Source organism: Pontibacter mucosus (genome assembly GCF_003054055.1).
GTDB lineage: Bacteria > Bacteroidota > Bacteroidia > Cytophagales > Hymenobacteraceae > Pontibacter > Pontibacter mucosus.
In genome coordinates, this window is record NZ_QBKI01000005.1 from 1 (window position 1) to 15,580 (window position 15,580).

Annotated in this window: 10 protein-coding genes; 6 read left to right on the top strand and 4 right to left on the bottom strand. The window is 52.5% G+C overall.

The window, feature by feature from the left end:
- Window positions 1-381: 381 nt before the first annotated feature.
- Window positions 382-678 (top strand): sll1863 family stress response protein, encoded by a 297-nt coding sequence (locus tag C8N40_RS10720; protein WP_211318078.1) that lies wholly within the window; start codon window positions 382-384, stop codon window positions 676-678.
- Window positions 679-732: 54 nt separating this feature from the next.
- Here C8N40_RS10720 and paaN read toward each other — a convergent pair whose 3' ends face one another.
- Window positions 733-2,406 (bottom strand): phenylacetic acid degradation protein PaaN, encoded by a 1,674-nt coding sequence (gene paaN, locus C8N40_RS10725; protein ID WP_108211782.1) that lies wholly within the window; start codon window positions 2,404-2,406, stop codon window positions 733-735.
- 194 nt (window positions 2,407-2,600) lie between these two features.
- Between paaN and C8N40_RS10730 the strand changes: the two genes are divergently transcribed.
- Window positions 2,601-5,894 carry a S8 family serine peptidase gene (locus tag C8N40_RS10730; RefSeq protein WP_108211783.1) on the top strand — a complete coding sequence of 1,098 codons (3,294 nt, stop codon included), beginning with the start codon at window positions 2,601-2,603 and terminating at the stop codon, window positions 5,892-5,894.
- Between the two features lie 482 nt (window positions 5,895-6,376).
- Here C8N40_RS10730 and C8N40_RS10735 read toward each other — a convergent pair whose 3' ends face one another.
- On the bottom strand, window positions 6,377-8,650 hold the full coding sequence (locus C8N40_RS10735; protein WP_108211784.1) for an aconitate hydratase: 2,274 nt from the start codon (window positions 8,648-8,650) through the stop codon (window positions 6,377-6,379).
- 276 nt (window positions 8,651-8,926) lie between these two features.
- On the opposite strand from C8N40_RS10735, the gene C8N40_RS10740 reads away from it, so the two are divergent.
- Window positions 8,927-10,102, top strand: coding sequence for a peroxiredoxin family protein (locus C8N40_RS10740; protein ID WP_108211785.1), 1,176 nt, complete (start codon window positions 8,927-8,929; stop codon window positions 10,100-10,102).
- Window positions 10,103-10,819: 717 nt separating this feature from the next.
- Here the strand turns inward: C8N40_RS10740 and C8N40_RS10745 are convergent.
- Window positions 10,820-11,437 (bottom strand): class I SAM-dependent methyltransferase, encoded by a 618-nt coding sequence (locus C8N40_RS10745; protein WP_108211786.1) that lies wholly within the window; start codon window positions 11,435-11,437, stop codon window positions 10,820-10,822.
- 280 nt (window positions 11,438-11,717) lie between these two features.
- Entirely contained in the window at window positions 11,718-12,695 is a 978-nt protein-coding gene (locus C8N40_RS10750) for a polyprenyl synthetase family protein (RefSeq protein ID WP_092099272.1), read from the bottom strand.
- A gap of 182 nt (window positions 12,696-12,877) precedes the next feature.
- Between C8N40_RS10750 and C8N40_RS10755 the strand changes: the two genes are divergently transcribed.
- From C8N40_RS10755 to C8N40_RS10765, 3 genes are all read left to right on the top strand, one after another.
- Window positions 12,878-13,723, top strand: coding sequence for an alpha/beta hydrolase family protein (locus C8N40_RS10755; RefSeq protein ID WP_245905076.1), 846 nt, complete (start codon window positions 12,878-12,880; stop codon window positions 13,721-13,723).
- A complete protein-coding gene (gene folK, locus C8N40_RS10760) occupies window positions 13,716-14,195 on the top strand; it encodes a 2-amino-4-hydroxy-6-hydroxymethyldihydropteridine diphosphokinase (protein WP_108211788.1) in 480 nt (159 codons plus the stop codon). The genes C8N40_RS10755 and folK overlap by 8 nt, the downstream gene beginning before the upstream one ends.
- A gap of 180 nt (window positions 14,196-14,375) precedes the next feature.
- Entirely contained in the window at window positions 14,376-15,272 is an 897-nt protein-coding gene (locus C8N40_RS10765; RefSeq protein ID WP_108211789.1) for a 3-hydroxyacyl-CoA dehydrogenase, read from the top strand.
- The last annotated feature ends 308 nt before the right edge of the window (window positions 15,273-15,580 follow it).

Consider the following 15,580-nt stretch of genomic DNA (forward strand, 5'->3'; position numbering starts at 1 on the left):
AAAGATGGAGGGTGGAGCGCTTCTTCGCCTGGCTCTTTAACTTCAGAAGAACGTTGGTCAGGCACGAGCACAAAGCAGAAAACTACCTGGCCTTCGTCCTGCTGGCCTGCATGAAAATCATGCTAAGGTATTTTTGAGATAGCTTCTAGTTAATATCAAAAGTGACTTCTTACAATTTTATAACAACTAAGTGCTCAGGCTCCTATATTATTTAATGACTCTCTCCCTTGTGGCACGCGGCTGGGGAGTAGGCTAAACAAACCTGCTATGGCAAGCTTTAATCCCGTTAAACTGCCCCTGCCGGCATATCCTTTTAGCCAAAGTATAAGTATGAGGTGTATGAGGCCACAGGCCCGAGAACGTTAACCTAGCATTTATACTATGGATAATTACCCTTTGAAACCCGAAAACATGCGCGTGCCGGAGCACCTCACCAAGGGCGAGGTGCAGAAGAGCCTCGATGAGCTGGACAATAAAATCAAAACCCTCAAGGCCCGCGTAAACGCCACCGCTGCGGACTCCAACCATACGTACCATGAGCATATTGCCGGGCTGGAGCGGAAGCGCGAGCTGATCCTGCAGAAAATGGGAGACCCCAACAACAACGAGCAGCACTGGAGCGATTTGCACAAGAACATTGGTAACCTCCACAACGACGCCGACGGCCTGATGAAATAAAGAAAGCCCCTGCGTTGCTGCAGGGGCTTTCTTATAAGTATAAGTTTATACTTTTTAGCCTGCCACCGGCTCACGGAAGCCCACCCAGGTAAAGCGCTTGATCACAAACTCAGGGTTGGTGAAAGAAGCGTTGCCCGCCGGGTTGCCGCCCGTTACGTGGAAGTCGGAGAAGCTGGCGTTCTGGTTCACGTAGATGCCGCCCGTCAGGTTGAAGCTAACGGGGGTGCCTGCCAATCCCATCTCATCCATAATCTTCTCTTTCGTGGCTGGGTCTGTGGTATAGGCACCGCAGGAGATGGCGCCGTATTTGGAAGCCATTTCGCTCGCAATTTCTATACTTTGATCTGTGTCCTTTGTCTTGATGACTAACGCTACCGGACCGAACAGTTCGCGGCTGTAGCTTTCTTTCTCGGTGGCATCCACCTCGTAGATAACCGGAGTGCAGGTGCGGGCCTTGCTGAACATCGGGTTCTCAAAATCGCAGCTGCTCAGCACCTCGCGGCCTTTCACGGTGGCAGCGCTCTTCACACGCTCGGCCGTGGCCGGGTTCTGGATGGCGCCCAGGATGTGCGGACCAGCCTTCGGGTTATTCACCAGCGCAGTCACGGCACCGGTTATTTTCTCCACCACCTGCTCGTAAGGCACCTTTTCTCCGGCTACCTTCACGCCGCTCTCCGGCACAAAGAAGTTCTGCGGGGCGGTACACATCTGCCCGGAGTAGAGCGAGATGGAAAAGGCCAGGTTCTGCACCACCTTGTCCAAATCCTCCACCGAGTCGAGGATAATCGAGTTAACGCCTGTTTTCTCGGTAAACGTTACCTTGCCGGGCAGACTCTCGATGTAATTTCCAAACTCGGAGCTACCGGTATAGTCAATGATTTTCACTTTCCGGTGCTCGGCCAGTTCCTTGGTGATCAGGCGGTCGTCGGCATCTACGGCCAGTTGGCAGATGTTTGGGTTGAGTCCGTTCTGCTGCAGCACCTTCTGTACTTCGGCTACCACAATGGCAATCGGCAGCACGGCTTTCGGGTGCGGCTTCACGATAACAGGGTTTCCTGTTACCAGGCTGGCAAACATGCCGGGCACCGTGTTCCAGGTCGGGAAGGTAGAGCAGCCGATGGCCAGGGCCACACCTTTTGGAACTGCCTTCCAGGTTTTATTTAGCTTGAGGTTATACTTGCCCATGGGCTTCTCCCACTCGGCGCTCTCCGGAAAACGGGTCTGCTCCTCATAACCGGCAGCCACGGCCTCCAGGGCACGGTCGGCGGCGTGCGGACCTGATGCCTGGAATGACATCATGTACGCCTGCCCGGTGGTGTGCATGGTAGCGTAGGCAATCTCAAAGAAGCGGTTGCGCATATTCTCCAGCGCCTCTACCAGCAGGGCCGCCCTGTCCAGCGGCTTTACTTTACGCCATTGGTGGAAGGCCTCTTCAGCCCGGCTCACCAGCGTCTCCGGTTCAAAATATGGGTACTTTATGCCCAGCGGCTGTTGCTCATACGGCGACTCCTCCTGCCCCACCCAGGCCTGCTCGCCCTGCTGCAGCAACTCGGTAAATTTATTGTTCAGTGTGCCTTTATACTTTTCACGGCCTTCCTTGTCGGCGGTCTCACCATATACCTCCGGAGATGGGTTTTCGGGGTAATGGGCAAAGAAGGTACGCTGGTGCAAGGCTTGCACGGCCTTTTGTAATGTTTCGCGGTGTTTGTCGGCTAATTCCAGATTCATAGTTATTTTTTAATATTTAATAGCAAAATAGAAACATTTATTTGTAATTATCAGTTGAAGGAAATATACATAATTTATTTGTAAGACAAGGCTGCATCAGATTTTTTTGTCATGGAAGTTTGTACTTTTGCGGTACCCTGCCATGATATTCTACATATTCGGAACCAGGTATTAACAGGACTTCTATCGAGCAGATGTTTACCCTTATCCCGCTGCCAAAGCGCAGCTTTGTTTTTGCAGTCCTTCTGCTGCTCTACGTACCCTTGCTGTACGCACAGCGCCCTGCTTTGGACTTTGGAGCTAAAACCATCCAAGGCAGAGTCGTCTACAAGCTCAAGCCACAGCAGTCCGCCCAGCTGCGCAAACCGAGCGGGGACGGCATGGCCCATGCCCTGCGGCAAATAGGGGCCCGCGACGTCGTGCAGAAGTTTCCGGAAGTGGCGGCCCGGCAAACCCTAGCCAACGCCCGCAAGGCAGCTCCAGCCGTAGACCTCTCGCTCCTATACGAGTTACAGTACGGCTCCGGCCATACGTTTGAGCAGGTGCAGGCCGCTTTGATAGCCACCGGACAGGTGGAGTACGTGGAACCGCTCTACATCCGGGAGCCCTTTCACCAGCCCAACGACCCTGCCTCCGACTCCACCAAAACCACGCAGTATTACCTCAAAAAGATACAGGCCTATGCTGGCTGGGCCGTCGAGCAAGCCGATACCACCATCGTCATCGGCATCCTGGACACTGGTTTCCGCCTTTCCCACCACGACCTGAAGAGCAAGGTAAAGTATAACTACGCTGACCCGGTGGACGGGATTGACAACGACGGCGACGGACTGGTAGACAACTTCAGCGGCTGGGACTTTGCCGATGGCGACAACGACGTGTCGGACGATACAGCCTGGAAAGGCCACGGTACAGCTGTAGCGGGAGTAGCGGCGGGGGCCACCAACAATGGCATCGGCATTGCCGGCACCGGGTACAACGCCCTGTTTTTGCCCCTGAAGGTGTTCTCTTCCTATCCTGGCGGAGGATTTGGCGGATACGAGGCCATTGTCTACGCCGTTAACAAAGGATGTAAGGTTATTAACCTGTCCTGGGGTGGAACTGGCTTTTCGAAGTATGAGCAGGATGTCATCAACTATGCCGTGCTGGAAAAAGACGTGGTAGTGATTGCCTCAGGCGGCAACACCAACGCTTTCATGGACATCTATCCCGCCGCTTATGATAACGTTATCTCGGTAGGCGGCTCCAACAACCAGGATGTCAAGTATAAAGACCATACCTACAACTATAACATCGACCTGATCTCGCCGGGCATCAACATTTACAGCACCTCCCAATCCGGCGACGAGCGGTATGGCAACGTGGGCGGCACCTCTTTTGCGGCACCTACCGTGGCAGGTGGCGCAGCCCTCATCCGCGCCCGCTTCCCGGAACTGAACGCCCGCCAGGTAGCCGAGCGCCTCCGGGCCAGCACCGACAGCATCTACCACCTGGATGGCAACCGCCCCTACCTGGAGATGCTGGGCACCGGCCGCTTTAACCTGAAAAAGGCACTGAAGCTGGAAAACCCGAAATCGGTGCGGTGCGTGTCCTTCTCCCCTTCGCCAAAGCAGAGCCTGGTGGCCGGAAACGAGGTTACCATCGATGCCAGCTTCTTAAACTTCCTGGCGCCGGTGCAAGGTATGCAGGTAGAGCTCACCTCTTTGAGTCCGCACGTGCTGGTAACCCGGGGGCAGGCCACCTTGGGAAGTATGGGCACCATGGCCACGGCCTCCACCAAGGAGCCTTTTGTCATCAAAATCAGCGAACGCTCCCCTTCCAACCTGAAAGTATACTTGCGCCTGGGCTTTACCGATGGGGAGTACACCGACTTTCAGCACTTTGCTATCGTTATTAACCACAACTACGCTACCCTGACGGCCAACAACCTGCACCTGAGCCTCAACAGCGAAGGCAACATCGGCTACAACGGCCTGAACATGAGCCAGGGGGTTGGGGTAAAGTATAAAGGCAGCGCTTCTTTGCTCTTCGAGGGCGGGCTTATACTTTCCGCCGACAGCGGCAAGGTAGCCGATAACGTGCATAACTCCTCCTGGCAGAATAACCGGGGCTTTAAGCCGAGTATGCTTACCCGGGCCTACTACAACACCAGCATGGCCGACCAGGAACTGCGGGGCATTATGCAGACCGACGTGAGCGGACATCCGGAGGTAGAGGTAAAAACAGTGGCCTACGCCTGGTCAGAGTCGCCCTACCAGGACTTTGTGATAATGGAGTATAAGCTTACCAACCGTTCTTCCGAGACGATTCCCTACCTGCACGCGGGCCTCTTTGCGGACTGGGATATCGGCAACTATACCGAAAACAAAGCCGGCTGGGATGAGGACCTGCAGCTCGGTTACGCTTACCATGCCTACGCCGATCTGCCTTATACCGGGCTGACACTGCTGACGCCGGAGACGCTTCCTATTTACCATGCCATTGATAACATTGGCAGCAACGACTCTACCGTAACCGTGGACGACGGCTTCTCCAATGCAGAAAAGTATAAGGTAATCTCCAAAGGGGTGAGCCGCACGAAAGCCGGAGGAAAGAACGGCAATAGCATCTCGCACATTTTAGGTGCCACCGCCATCAACCTGGCCCCAGGCCAAACCAAAACGCTGGCCATTGCTATACTTGCCGGTGATGATTTGGAGGCTTTGAAGGAGCACGCCAGGACAGCGCAACTGAAGTATAGGGGCATCAAATCGGGTCCGGAGCCGGTGCCGATGGCTTTCCAGGCCTGCGTGGCGGATGCCGTGGTGATTGCCCCGCAAGGCGGAAGCTCCTTTAATTTCTACACCGATGCAAGCGCCTCGGTCCTGCTCGGAACGGGTCCTACTTATACGTTGACAGAAGCACTGGAGAACAGCACCATCTACGTGGCGAATGCAGACTCTATTTACCTGAGCGATCTGGTGCCGATGGACGTGCAGATACTGTCTGCCTCGGAGGCTGGGTTTAAACCAGGAAACAACTTTGCACAGGTAAGCAAGGGAGTCCAGTTTCAGGACAACAGCCTGCATGCTACCAGCTGGCTCTGGGATTTTGGGGACGGAAATCAGTCGGCTGCACAGCACCCGCTGCACCAGTACAAAAAGCCGGGCACGTATACCATATCGCTTACAGTTACGAATGTGCTGGAGTGTACCCGTAGCACTTACCAACAGGTGCTGGATGTATACGCTACCAGTCCGGCCTTATACCCTAACCCGGCCTCGGGCAGCATCCACCTGAGCCTGACTGCCCCGCTTACGGAGTTACAAAACTCTCAGCCACAGCTCCGGCTCACAGACATGACCGGCAAAAGTATAGCGGCTACCCCCGTATCGGTGATAGGCACGCAACTGCAGTACGATCTGAGCCAGTTGAAGGCGGGCCTGTACATTGCGCATATTACCTACCAGGGTGAGACTTTTGTAGAGAAGATACTGGTGAGGAAATAATGGATTTATACTTCTAAAGTATAAATCCATTATAGGGTAATTAGTGCGCAACTGATAATCTTGTTGTTTTCAAACCCACCCTTGTTAATTAGACCCGTTAGGTTTTAATTAACAGCGCTAATTCATATCAATAAGGTTGAAAATAGTAAATGCTAGATTCTCCCCTTGAGGACAAACGAGCACGGGAGTGCGTAGTTTGCGAACACAGTTCATAGAGGGGTGTTTACTTTTAGGGAAGACTTTTGCCACTGGCTTTACACCCCTATTGAGCTTTGCTCGCAAGTTTCGAACTTCCGTTCTCACTTGTCCTCAAGGGGACAGTTTGCGGTAGAACTTAGCAACCCTGCCTCTAAGTAGAGGAATTGACGTTGTAGGGCAAGTCGTTACGTTGCGCTTAAATGGAATAGTTGACTCTATACTTCAATAAACAAAAAGGCCCCGCTGTGGCGGGGCCTTTTTGTTTATACTTAGCAACGTCGCAATTAAGCGTTTTGCTTCTGCTGCTGGCTGATCAGGTTGAGGGCAGAACCTGCCTTGAACCACGCGATCTGGCCTTCGTTATACGTATGATTTACCTGGATTACATCCTGGCTTCCATCTTTGTGGTGCAGTACCACTTTAAGCGGCTGTCCTGGTGTGAAGTTCTCCAGTCCGATGATGTCGATGGAGTCGTTCTCCTCGATCAGATCATAATCCGACTTGTTGGCAAACGTAAGCGCCAGCATACCCTGCTTCTTCAGGTTGGTTTCGTGGATACGGGCGAATGACTTCACCAGCACGGCACGAACACCCAGGTGGCGTGGCTCCATGGCCGCATGCTCACGGGATGAACCCTCACCATAGTTCTCGTCGCCTACTACTACAGTACCGATACCGGCAGCCTTGTATGTACGGGCTGTGGCAGGCACCGTGTCATAACCACGGGTCATGTCGTTGTACACGCTGTTAGCCTCGCCATTGAACGCGTTGATGGCACCGATAAGCATGTTGTTGGAGATGTTGTCCAGGTGACCGCGGAACTTCAACCAAGGACCTGCCATCGAGATGTGGTCCGTCGTACACTTGCCCTGTGCTTTGATAAGCAGTTTCAGGCCTTTCAGGTCTGTGCCTTCCCATGGCTTAAAGCCTTCGAGCAGCTGCAAACGGTCAGAAGCCGGATCAACCACTACCTGTACCTTGCTGCCATCCTCTGCAGGAGCCACATAACCGGCATCCTCCACGGCAAAGCCGTTTACTGGCAGCTCAATACCTCTCGGCTCGTCCAGTTTCACCTGCTGGCCATCCTTGTTTGTCAGGGTGTCCGTCAGTGGGTTAAACGTCAGGTCGCCGGCAATGGCGAAAGCCGTTACGATCTCAGGAGAGGCCACGAACGCGTGCGTGTTCGGGTTACCGTCGTTACGCTTGGCAAAGTTACGGTTAAAGGAAGTGATGATAGAGTTCTTACGAGTCGGGTCGTCGGTATGACGTGCCCACTGGCCGATGCACGGACCGCAGGCGTTTGCCAGTACCACACCACCCATCTGCGCGAACGTGTCGAGCAGACCATCGCGGGCGGTGGTATAACGTACCATCTCAGAACCCGGTGTAATGGTAAACTCAGCCTGGGCAACCAGATTTTTAGTTACAGCCTGCTCCGCGATAGAAGCGGCACGGGTCAGGTCTTCGTAAGAAGAGTTGGTACAAGAACCAATCAGACCTACCTCCAGCTTAGCTGGCCAGCCGTGCTCTTTCACCACAGCGGCGAACTGTGAGATTGGCCAGGCAGCGTCCGGCGTGAACGGGCCGTTTACGTGCGGCTCCAGCGTAGAAAGGTCGATTTCGATCAGCTGATCGTAGAAAGCAGCAGGGTCCGCGTATACTTCGTCGTCGGCGCGCAGGTGCTGGGCTACTCCGTCAGCCATCTGCACGATCTCCTCGCGGTTTGTAGCGTTCAGGTAAGCGCGCATGCTGTTGTCGTAAGCAAACACAGAAGTAGTCGCCCCGATCTCGGCACCCATGTTACAGATAGTGCCTTTACCCGTACAAGACATGGACTCAGCGCCCTCGCCAAAGTACTCCACGATAGCACCCGTTCCGCCTTTTACAGTCAGGATTCCGGCTACTTTCAGGATCACGTCTTTCGGAGAGGTCCAGCCGTTCATTTTACCGGTCAGCTTCACACCGATGATTTTCGGGAACTTCAGCTCCCAAGGCATGCCAGCCATCACGTCCACGGCATCAGCACCACCCACACCGATGGCGATCATACCCAGACCACCCGCGTTAGGCGTGTGCGAGTCCGTACCAATCATCATACCGCCCGGGAATGCGTAGTTTTCCAGCACTACCTGGTGGATGATACCGGCACCCGGCTTCCAGAAACCGATGCCATACTTGTTGGAAACAGAAGCAAGGAAGTCATAAACTTCTTTGTTCTCTGTGTAGGCGTCCTGCAGGTCGGAGTCAGCACCCACGCGAGCCTGAATCAGGTGGTCGCAGTGCACGGTAGAAGGCACAGCCACGGTTGGCTTACCAGCCTGCATGAACTGAAGCAAGGCCATCTGTGCCGTAGCATCCTGCATGGCAACCCTGTCCGGAGCGAAGTCTACGTAAGACTTTCCGCGCTCAAAAGCCTGCTGCGCCTTTCCATCGAAAAGGTGTGCATACAGGATTTTTTCTGTCAGAGTAAGCGGACGCCCAACTGCCTGGCGGGCAGCAGCAATTCGCTCATCCATGCCGGCATACACTGCCTTGATCATTCCTAAATCAAATGCCATAGTTTTGCTATTGTTAATGTTTTATACTCTTTTTTATGAGGTTCACAAATGTACGAAAACTATATCTCTGTAAAAAACATTAGCCTCCATGAATATGTTGCTACATGAATATGTAGGCATAATTAGCAGATTAAGGTTTTTCCGTTCGTATCCCGTACTTTTGCGCTACGTTATTATCAGATTCCGCTCATGAAACTTTCCTATACTAATACCCGCACCACCCTATTTTTGTTTTTGACACTTCTAATTCCACAGCTTATAACATCCTGTACCTCTATGACATCTACCGACAATACCATTAAGCCCGGCAGCTGGCGAGTAGCCCTGCAGCACGCCGACGGGAAAGAGATCCCATTCGTAATGGAAGCCGAGGAAAAAAGCGGCAAAACTGTCCTGTTCCTGATAAACGGTGAGGAGCGCATCCTGGTAGATGAAATTGAGCAAGCCGGAGATTCCGTAAAGATTGGCCTCCACATTTTTGATGCCGACTTAATAGCGAAGGTGGAAGGGGAGAAAATGACCGGCCGCTTTGTGAAGAACGACACGGCTACTCCTTATTCAGTGCCTTTTACTGCTGAGCACGGCAAGAGCAACCGGTTTGAGGAAAATCCTGCTCCTGCCTCATTCGACTTCGGTGGCAAATGGGAAGTGCTGTTCACTGACCGCGACGGCAAAAGCTACAAGGCTATCGGCGAGTTCGAGCAGAAGGACAATTACGCCACCGGCACGTTTATGACCGAGACTGGTGATTATCGTTACCTGGAGGGGCAGGTAGCCGGCAACGCACTGAAGCTCTCTACCTTTGATGGCAACCACACCTACCTGTTCACAGCTACCCCGGAAAACGACAGCACCCTGAAAGGCAACTTCTACTCGGGTATGAACTACTCCGAAACTTGGACGGCCAAACGCAACCCCGATGTGCAACTGGCCAGCGCCGACACGCTTACGTACCTGAAGCCGGGCTACGAAACCCTTTCCTTCTCGTTCCCGAACCTGGAGGGCGAGCAGGTGTCGCTGGCAGATAACAAGTATAAAGGTAAGGTAGTGCTGGTGCAGCTGCTGGGTTCCTGGTGCCCGAACTGTATGGACGAAACCAACTTCCTGGCGCCTTACTACGACAAGAACAAGGACCGTGGCCTGGAAATCATCGGCCTAGGATTCGAGCGCAGCCCTGAGTTCGACAAGGCTGCTGCCCGCCTGAAGAAGATGCAGGAGCGCCTGAATGTAAACTACGACCTGCTGGTAGCCGGCACGTCGGATAAAGAGGCGGCGGCCAAAGCCCTGCCGGCCCTAAACCACGTGCTCTCCTACCCTACCACCATCTTCATCGGCCGCGACGGCAAAGTACGTAAGATCCACACCGGCTTTTCCGGCCCCGGCACTGGAAAATATTATGAAGAATGGGTAGTGGATTTTAACAAAACGATGGATGAGTTGTTGGCGGAGTAGTTTCGTTATTTGTTGCTCGTTTTTCGTTGATCGAAAAGTATAAACTGGAAGGCCGTTGCTGTAAAAGTAACGGCCTTCCAGTTTATACTTTGGCTATACTTTTATACTTGAGTTATACTTTATACTTGGTTGCTATACTTTCCCAGCCCTCTCGCTGGCGCGAGTTTGCAACTCGTGCCTACGATGGTGTCAAGTTTGTAACTTAACTGGCTTGAAAAGCCATACTTATACTTTGGTTTTACTTTTATACTTGAGCTATACTCTTATACTTACCGGCTTATACTTTCCTAGCCGCCGCTTCCTATAACTTGATCCAAGCTATCCTCTCTAGCTACCGTTCATCCTCCAGACTTACATGAGCTACTGTTGCACATCTACTTTGGAGCTCTCAAGCCCGAGAGGGCCCGCCTTCGGGCATCGCGCGGCTTTCGCTTCCTGCCCTCGTGCCTCGGGCTGCCTCGCCTCTGGCTCGTCACCGGAACCTCTCGAGGCGCTCCACCCAAAGGCTGGGAACAGAATCGATAGCCGCTGCTATTACTACTGTCCCCTTGAGGGGACCATAGGGGTGTTTAACACTTTGACTATGCAACCCATACTTCTGCATCAGTAAAAACAGGCTCCCCTCCTTGGACAAGGAGGGGCCAGGGGTGGTTGGACCCGGTCCTGCAAAGCTCTCTGTAAAAAAAGCCCCTTCCCCATTTTAGAACTAGAATTGGTTTACTTCCGCAATCTCACCACCCTGAAGGTACCGTTAAAAGCGGCTGTTTCGTTCAGTTCTACACGCAAGGAAGTATGACTCACGATGCTACCTATACTTCGGTTGATATCAGAAAAGAGCGTGCTGGCCACCTGATTGAGCAAGCGGCGAAGCAGGGAAGGCTGTTGCCCGTCGGGCAGGAACTTATCAAACACCATCACCGTACCGCCCGGCTTCAGGACGCGCTCCACTTCTTTGATGCAAGCCACCGGATCCGGAATCACGGCAAGTATGAGGTGAAGTATAACCGCATCGAAAGAAGCATCGGCAAAGCGAAGTTGCTGCCCGTTCATCACCTGCGCTTTTACGGGGATGTGCAGTTCTGCTGCCCGCTGCTTAAGTTTGCTGATCATGCCGGGCGTGATATCGATGGCGGTGAGGTTGGTGTACCCCTGCAGGTACGGCAGATCAAGGCCAGTGCCAGCACCAAGTATGAGAATGGCATCATCAGGCTTGCCCCCCAGCAACTGCACGGAACGCTTTCTATACTTCCGGAAAATGCGGTCGGCAATAGAATCGTAGATGGGCAGGTACAAGCTATACCGCAGACGGTTCCAGGCGTTGGTGTTCAGGCTCATTGTTCATAGGTTATTTTGCTTGTGCAAAGCTACCCAGTGATAATATACTGCCTTTTACAAAATTCCGGCTGAGGATTACAAATTTGTCTGGATCAGGATTTTCAGAATTGAGTTGATTGGCAGGATTGCAGCACCGGGCCCAACCACCCCTGGCCCCTCCTTATCCAAGGAGGGGAGCCTGTGATTACTAATACTAAAGTATAAGTTTTATAACTGCAGGTATCGCGTGTACAGATCACGACGTGTCCCTATAAAGCAACTTAGCCATTAAGCGATTAGCCTACTTCTCCCGCTCAATAGTATAAGCGATGAGCTGCTCCAGCGAGCGGCGGGATGGGGATTCGGGGTAAGTATGGAGAATTTCCAGTGCCTCGGCATGGTAGCGGTTCATCACCTCAATGGTATACTGTATGCCGCCGGATTGCTTCACGAAATCGATTACCTGCTGCACGCGCTTATTATCGCCGTTGTTGTTTTTCACGTTGTAAATCACGCGGCGTTTGGTCAGCCAGTCGGCCTCGCGCAGGGCGTGGATCAGCGGCAGGGTCATCTTCTTTTCCTTGATGTCGATGCCCACGGGTTTGCCGATCTCAGCGGTGCCGTAATCAAAGAGGTCGTCCTTGATCTGGAAAGCGATGCCCACTTTCTCCCCAAACAAACGGGCTTTCTCAATTTCCTCCTTACACGCACCGGCAGAGGCAGCGCCCACGGCGCAGCAGGAGGCAATCAGCGAAGCGGTTTTCTGGCGAATGATGTCGAAGTATACTTCCTCGGTAATATCGAGGCGGCGGGCTTTTTCAATCTGCAGTAACTCTCCTTCGCTCATCTCCTTCACCGCGTTCGACACGATCTTGAGCAGCTCGTAATCGTCGTTCTGCAACGATAGCAGCAGGCCTTTGGAAAGCAGGTAGTCGCCCACCAGCACGGCGATCTTGTTTTTCCAGAGCGCGTTTACAGAGAAAAAGCCCCGGCGGTAGTTGGCATCGTCCACCACGTCGTCGTGCACCAGCGTAGCCGTGTGCAGCAGCTCGATAAGGGCGGCACCGCGGTAAGTGGCCTCGGCTATACTTTCGTTGAAAAGCTTGGCGGTGAAGAACACGAACATAGGCCGCATCTGCTTTCCCTTGCGCTTCACGATGTAGCTCATGATCCGATCCAGAAGCAGTACACGGGTCTTCATCGAAGCCCTGAACTTCTTCTCGAATTGCTGCATCTCGGGCGCAATGGGCGCCTGTATTTCGTTTAAACTTATGCTCATGTGTTGGGTCCGCAATATTACGGTCTCTGGCAGTGCTTTCCAAACCCGGGCTGGCAAAACAGCATTTAATTGTTAAATTGCTCGATGGTTAAATTGTAGAGATAGATGCTGCCCTTGCACCCGCTCCTCCGTAAACCAAACAATCACTTTTGTAGCAATTTAGCCATTCAATCCTAAAACAGATGAAAGTCGATTTTGTAGTATACCCTGAGCACGGCCGCCCCTTTACCGCCGACGCCACCTATTGGCCCGACGGCAGCCCAAAGCCTGTGGTGATTTTTGCCCACGGCTTTAAAGGCTTCAAGGACTGGGGGCACTTTAACCTGCTGGCTACCTACTTTGCCCGGCAGGCCTTCGTGTTCATCAAGTTTAACTTTGCCTACAACGGCACTACCGTGGATAACCACACCGACATGCACGACATGGAGGCCTTTGGGCAAAACAACTTCAGCCTGGAGCTCGACGACATGCAGGCCCTGATCGAGCTGCTGCACTCAGATAACCCTCCTGTAGCGAAAAACGAGCTGGACCTGAGCCGCATTTACCTGATCGGGCATAGCCGTGGCGGCGGAGCCGTGATCTTAAAAGCCGCCGAAGAGCCGCGCGTGAAAGCCGTGGCCACCTGGGCCGCCGTGAACCGCTACGACAACCGCTGGAGCGACCTGCAGATGGAGCAGTGGAAAAAAGAAGGCGTGCAGTATGTGCCAAATGCCCGTACCGGGATGCAGATGCCGCTCTACTACCAGATTGTAGAGAATTTTATAGAGAATAGGTACCGCCTGGACATCCCTACGGTGGTGAAGCGCCTGCAACAGCCCCTGCTCCTGCTCCACGGCGAGCTGGACGAAACGCTGCCCACCCAAATGGCCCACGACCTGCAAAGCTGGAAACCCGACGCCGAGCTGCACCTGCTGCCCGAGGCCGACCACTCTTTTGGCGGCAAACACCCGTACGAGCAGGAAGAGCTTCCGGAGGCCGCCCGCCAGGCTGCCGATTTGACGATAGACTTTTTCCGCCGCCATGCCTAAGGTATACTTGCTTTTGGGCGGCAACCTCGGCGACCGCATCTTATACTTGCAGCAGGCCCGCGAAAGTATAAACCGGCAGGTAGGCACCCTCACGCGCAGCTCCAAAGTATACGAGACGGCCGCGTGGGGCAAAACCGACCAGCCCAATTTCCTGAACCAGGTGCTGGAGGTGCAGACGGAGCTTACGCCGGAAGAGGTGCTGCAGAGTATAAATGCCATTGAACAGGAGCTTGGCCGGGTGCGGCAAGAGCACTGGGGCGCCCGCGTCATCGACATCGACATACTTTTTTACGACAACCTGGTGCAGCAGACACAGCGCCTCACCATCCCTCACCCGCAGCTGCACCTGCGCCGGTTTACGTTATTGCCACTGGCAGAGCTGGCTCCGGAACTGATACATCCGGTGCTTAGCAAAAGTATAAACCAGTTGCTGCAGGAATGCCCGGATAAGCTGGAGGTGTGGGGGATTTGAGGGGTAGGTTACTTTTTTACTTCCTCGGAAAAGTATAGCCTTTTCACCGACCGCCGCCCTGTGCCAAATAGCAAGGCAAAAAGGACAGAATTAACATTTATGCATTTGAAAGGTTAATTAAAGACCAGACCTGGCCAGGCATTCTGGTTTTAAATTAAGTTTCAACTAAAATGTTAAGATATGAAAATTAAAGATGTAGCTGTTGCTGGAACGGGAGTTTTGGGGAGCCAAATCGCTTTTCAAACAGCATTTAAAGGGTTTGAGGTTTCAGCTTACGATATTAATGATGAGGCACTGGAGAAGGCGAAAGAAAGGTTTAACGTCTTAAAAGAACGCTACCAGGAAGACAAGTATGGCACGAAGGAAGAAGTAGAGGCTGCCTACAACCGTATCTCCTTGCATACGGATTTGGCGAAAGCAGTAGAGAACGCTGATCTGGTCATCGAGGCAGTTCCTGAATTGCTCGATATAAAGCAAAACTTCTATAAGAAGTTATCACAAGTCGCGAAAAAGGAAACCATTTTCGCTTCTAACTCCTCTACCATGATACCAAGCCAATTGGTTGGTTTTACAGATCGCCCGGAAAAGTACTTGCATTTGCATTTCGCCAACGAGATCTGGAAACTTAACATCGCCGAGGTTATGAAACATGAAGGTACTGCCCCTGAAGTGTTTGACGAAGTAATTGAGTTTGCAAAAGCAATCGGGATGGTTCCGATTCCACTTCATAAAGAGCAGCCCGGCTATGTTCTGAATACGTTGCTGGTTCCGCACCTGAAGGCTGCCATGCAAATGGTGGTAGATGGAGTGGCAGCGCCTGAAGTAGTGGATAAGACCTGGATGATTTCGACTGGCGCGCCGCTTGGCCCATTCGCATTCCTGGATATCATCGGACCAAATACGCCCTATAACCTGTACAAAGCATGGGGAGAGGAAGGAGATGAATTATCTGCGAGGGTAGCCGGATGGATTAAATCGGAATACCTGGATAAAGGGAAAATGGGAACGGCAAATGGTAAAGGTGTCTATACCTATCCCAATCCAGCTTATCAGGATCCTGACTTTCTGAAATCATAAATTAAAAGGAACGGCAACTAACTGGAATCATTTCTGTAGATTTCTGGATAAAAAAATGCACATTTACCATGTGCATTTTTTTATTTGTGGAAGTGCACAGAGAAAGTCCGAAAAAATTCAGATAGGCGCTTTTGATATTACTTGCTGCATGAAATTGGATGGGAAATGCGTAGATTTAGCTTGCTATTTTAGACGCAACCTGATTAAATCTGAATGTGATTGAAAATGTGCTTGGGTTTTTAACACCTCTCCTCTTTATCATGCTTTTCCCATTTGTCCTTTTCATAAAAAGGAGAAGAGAGAAGTTG

Coding starts and splice junctions, on each gene's coding strand:
- C8N40_RS10720 (WP_211318078.1), top strand. CDS start 382: ATGGATAATTACCCTTTGAAACCCGAAAACATGCGCGTGCCGGAGCAC.
- paaN (WP_108211782.1), bottom strand. CDS start 2,406: ATGAATCTGGAATTAGCCGACAAACACCGCGAAACATTACAAAAGGCC.
- C8N40_RS10730 (WP_108211783.1), top strand. CDS start 2,601: ATGTTTACCCTTATCCCGCTGCCAAAGCGCAGCTTTGTTTTTGCAGTC.
- C8N40_RS10735 (WP_108211784.1), bottom strand. CDS start 8,650: ATGGCATTTGATTTAGGAATGATCAAGGCAGTGTATGCCGGCATGGAT.
- C8N40_RS10740 (WP_108211785.1), top strand. CDS start 8,927: ATGACATCTACCGACAATACCATTAAGCCCGGCAGCTGGCGAGTAGCC.
- C8N40_RS10745 (WP_108211786.1), bottom strand. CDS start 11,437: ATGAGCCTGAACACCAACGCCTGGAACCGTCTGCGGTATAGCTTGTAC.
- C8N40_RS10750 (WP_092099272.1), bottom strand. CDS start 12,695: ATGAGCATAAGTTTAAACGAAATACAGGCGCCCATTGCGCCCGAGATG.
- C8N40_RS10755 (WP_245905076.1), top strand. CDS start 12,878: ATGAAAGTCGATTTTGTAGTATACCCTGAGCACGGCCGCCCCTTTACC.
- folK (WP_108211788.1), top strand. CDS start 13,716: ATGCCTAAGGTATACTTGCTTTTGGGCGGCAACCTCGGCGACCGCATC.
- C8N40_RS10765 (WP_108211789.1), top strand. CDS start 14,376: ATGAAAATTAAAGATGTAGCTGTTGCTGGAACGGGAGTTTTGGGGAGC.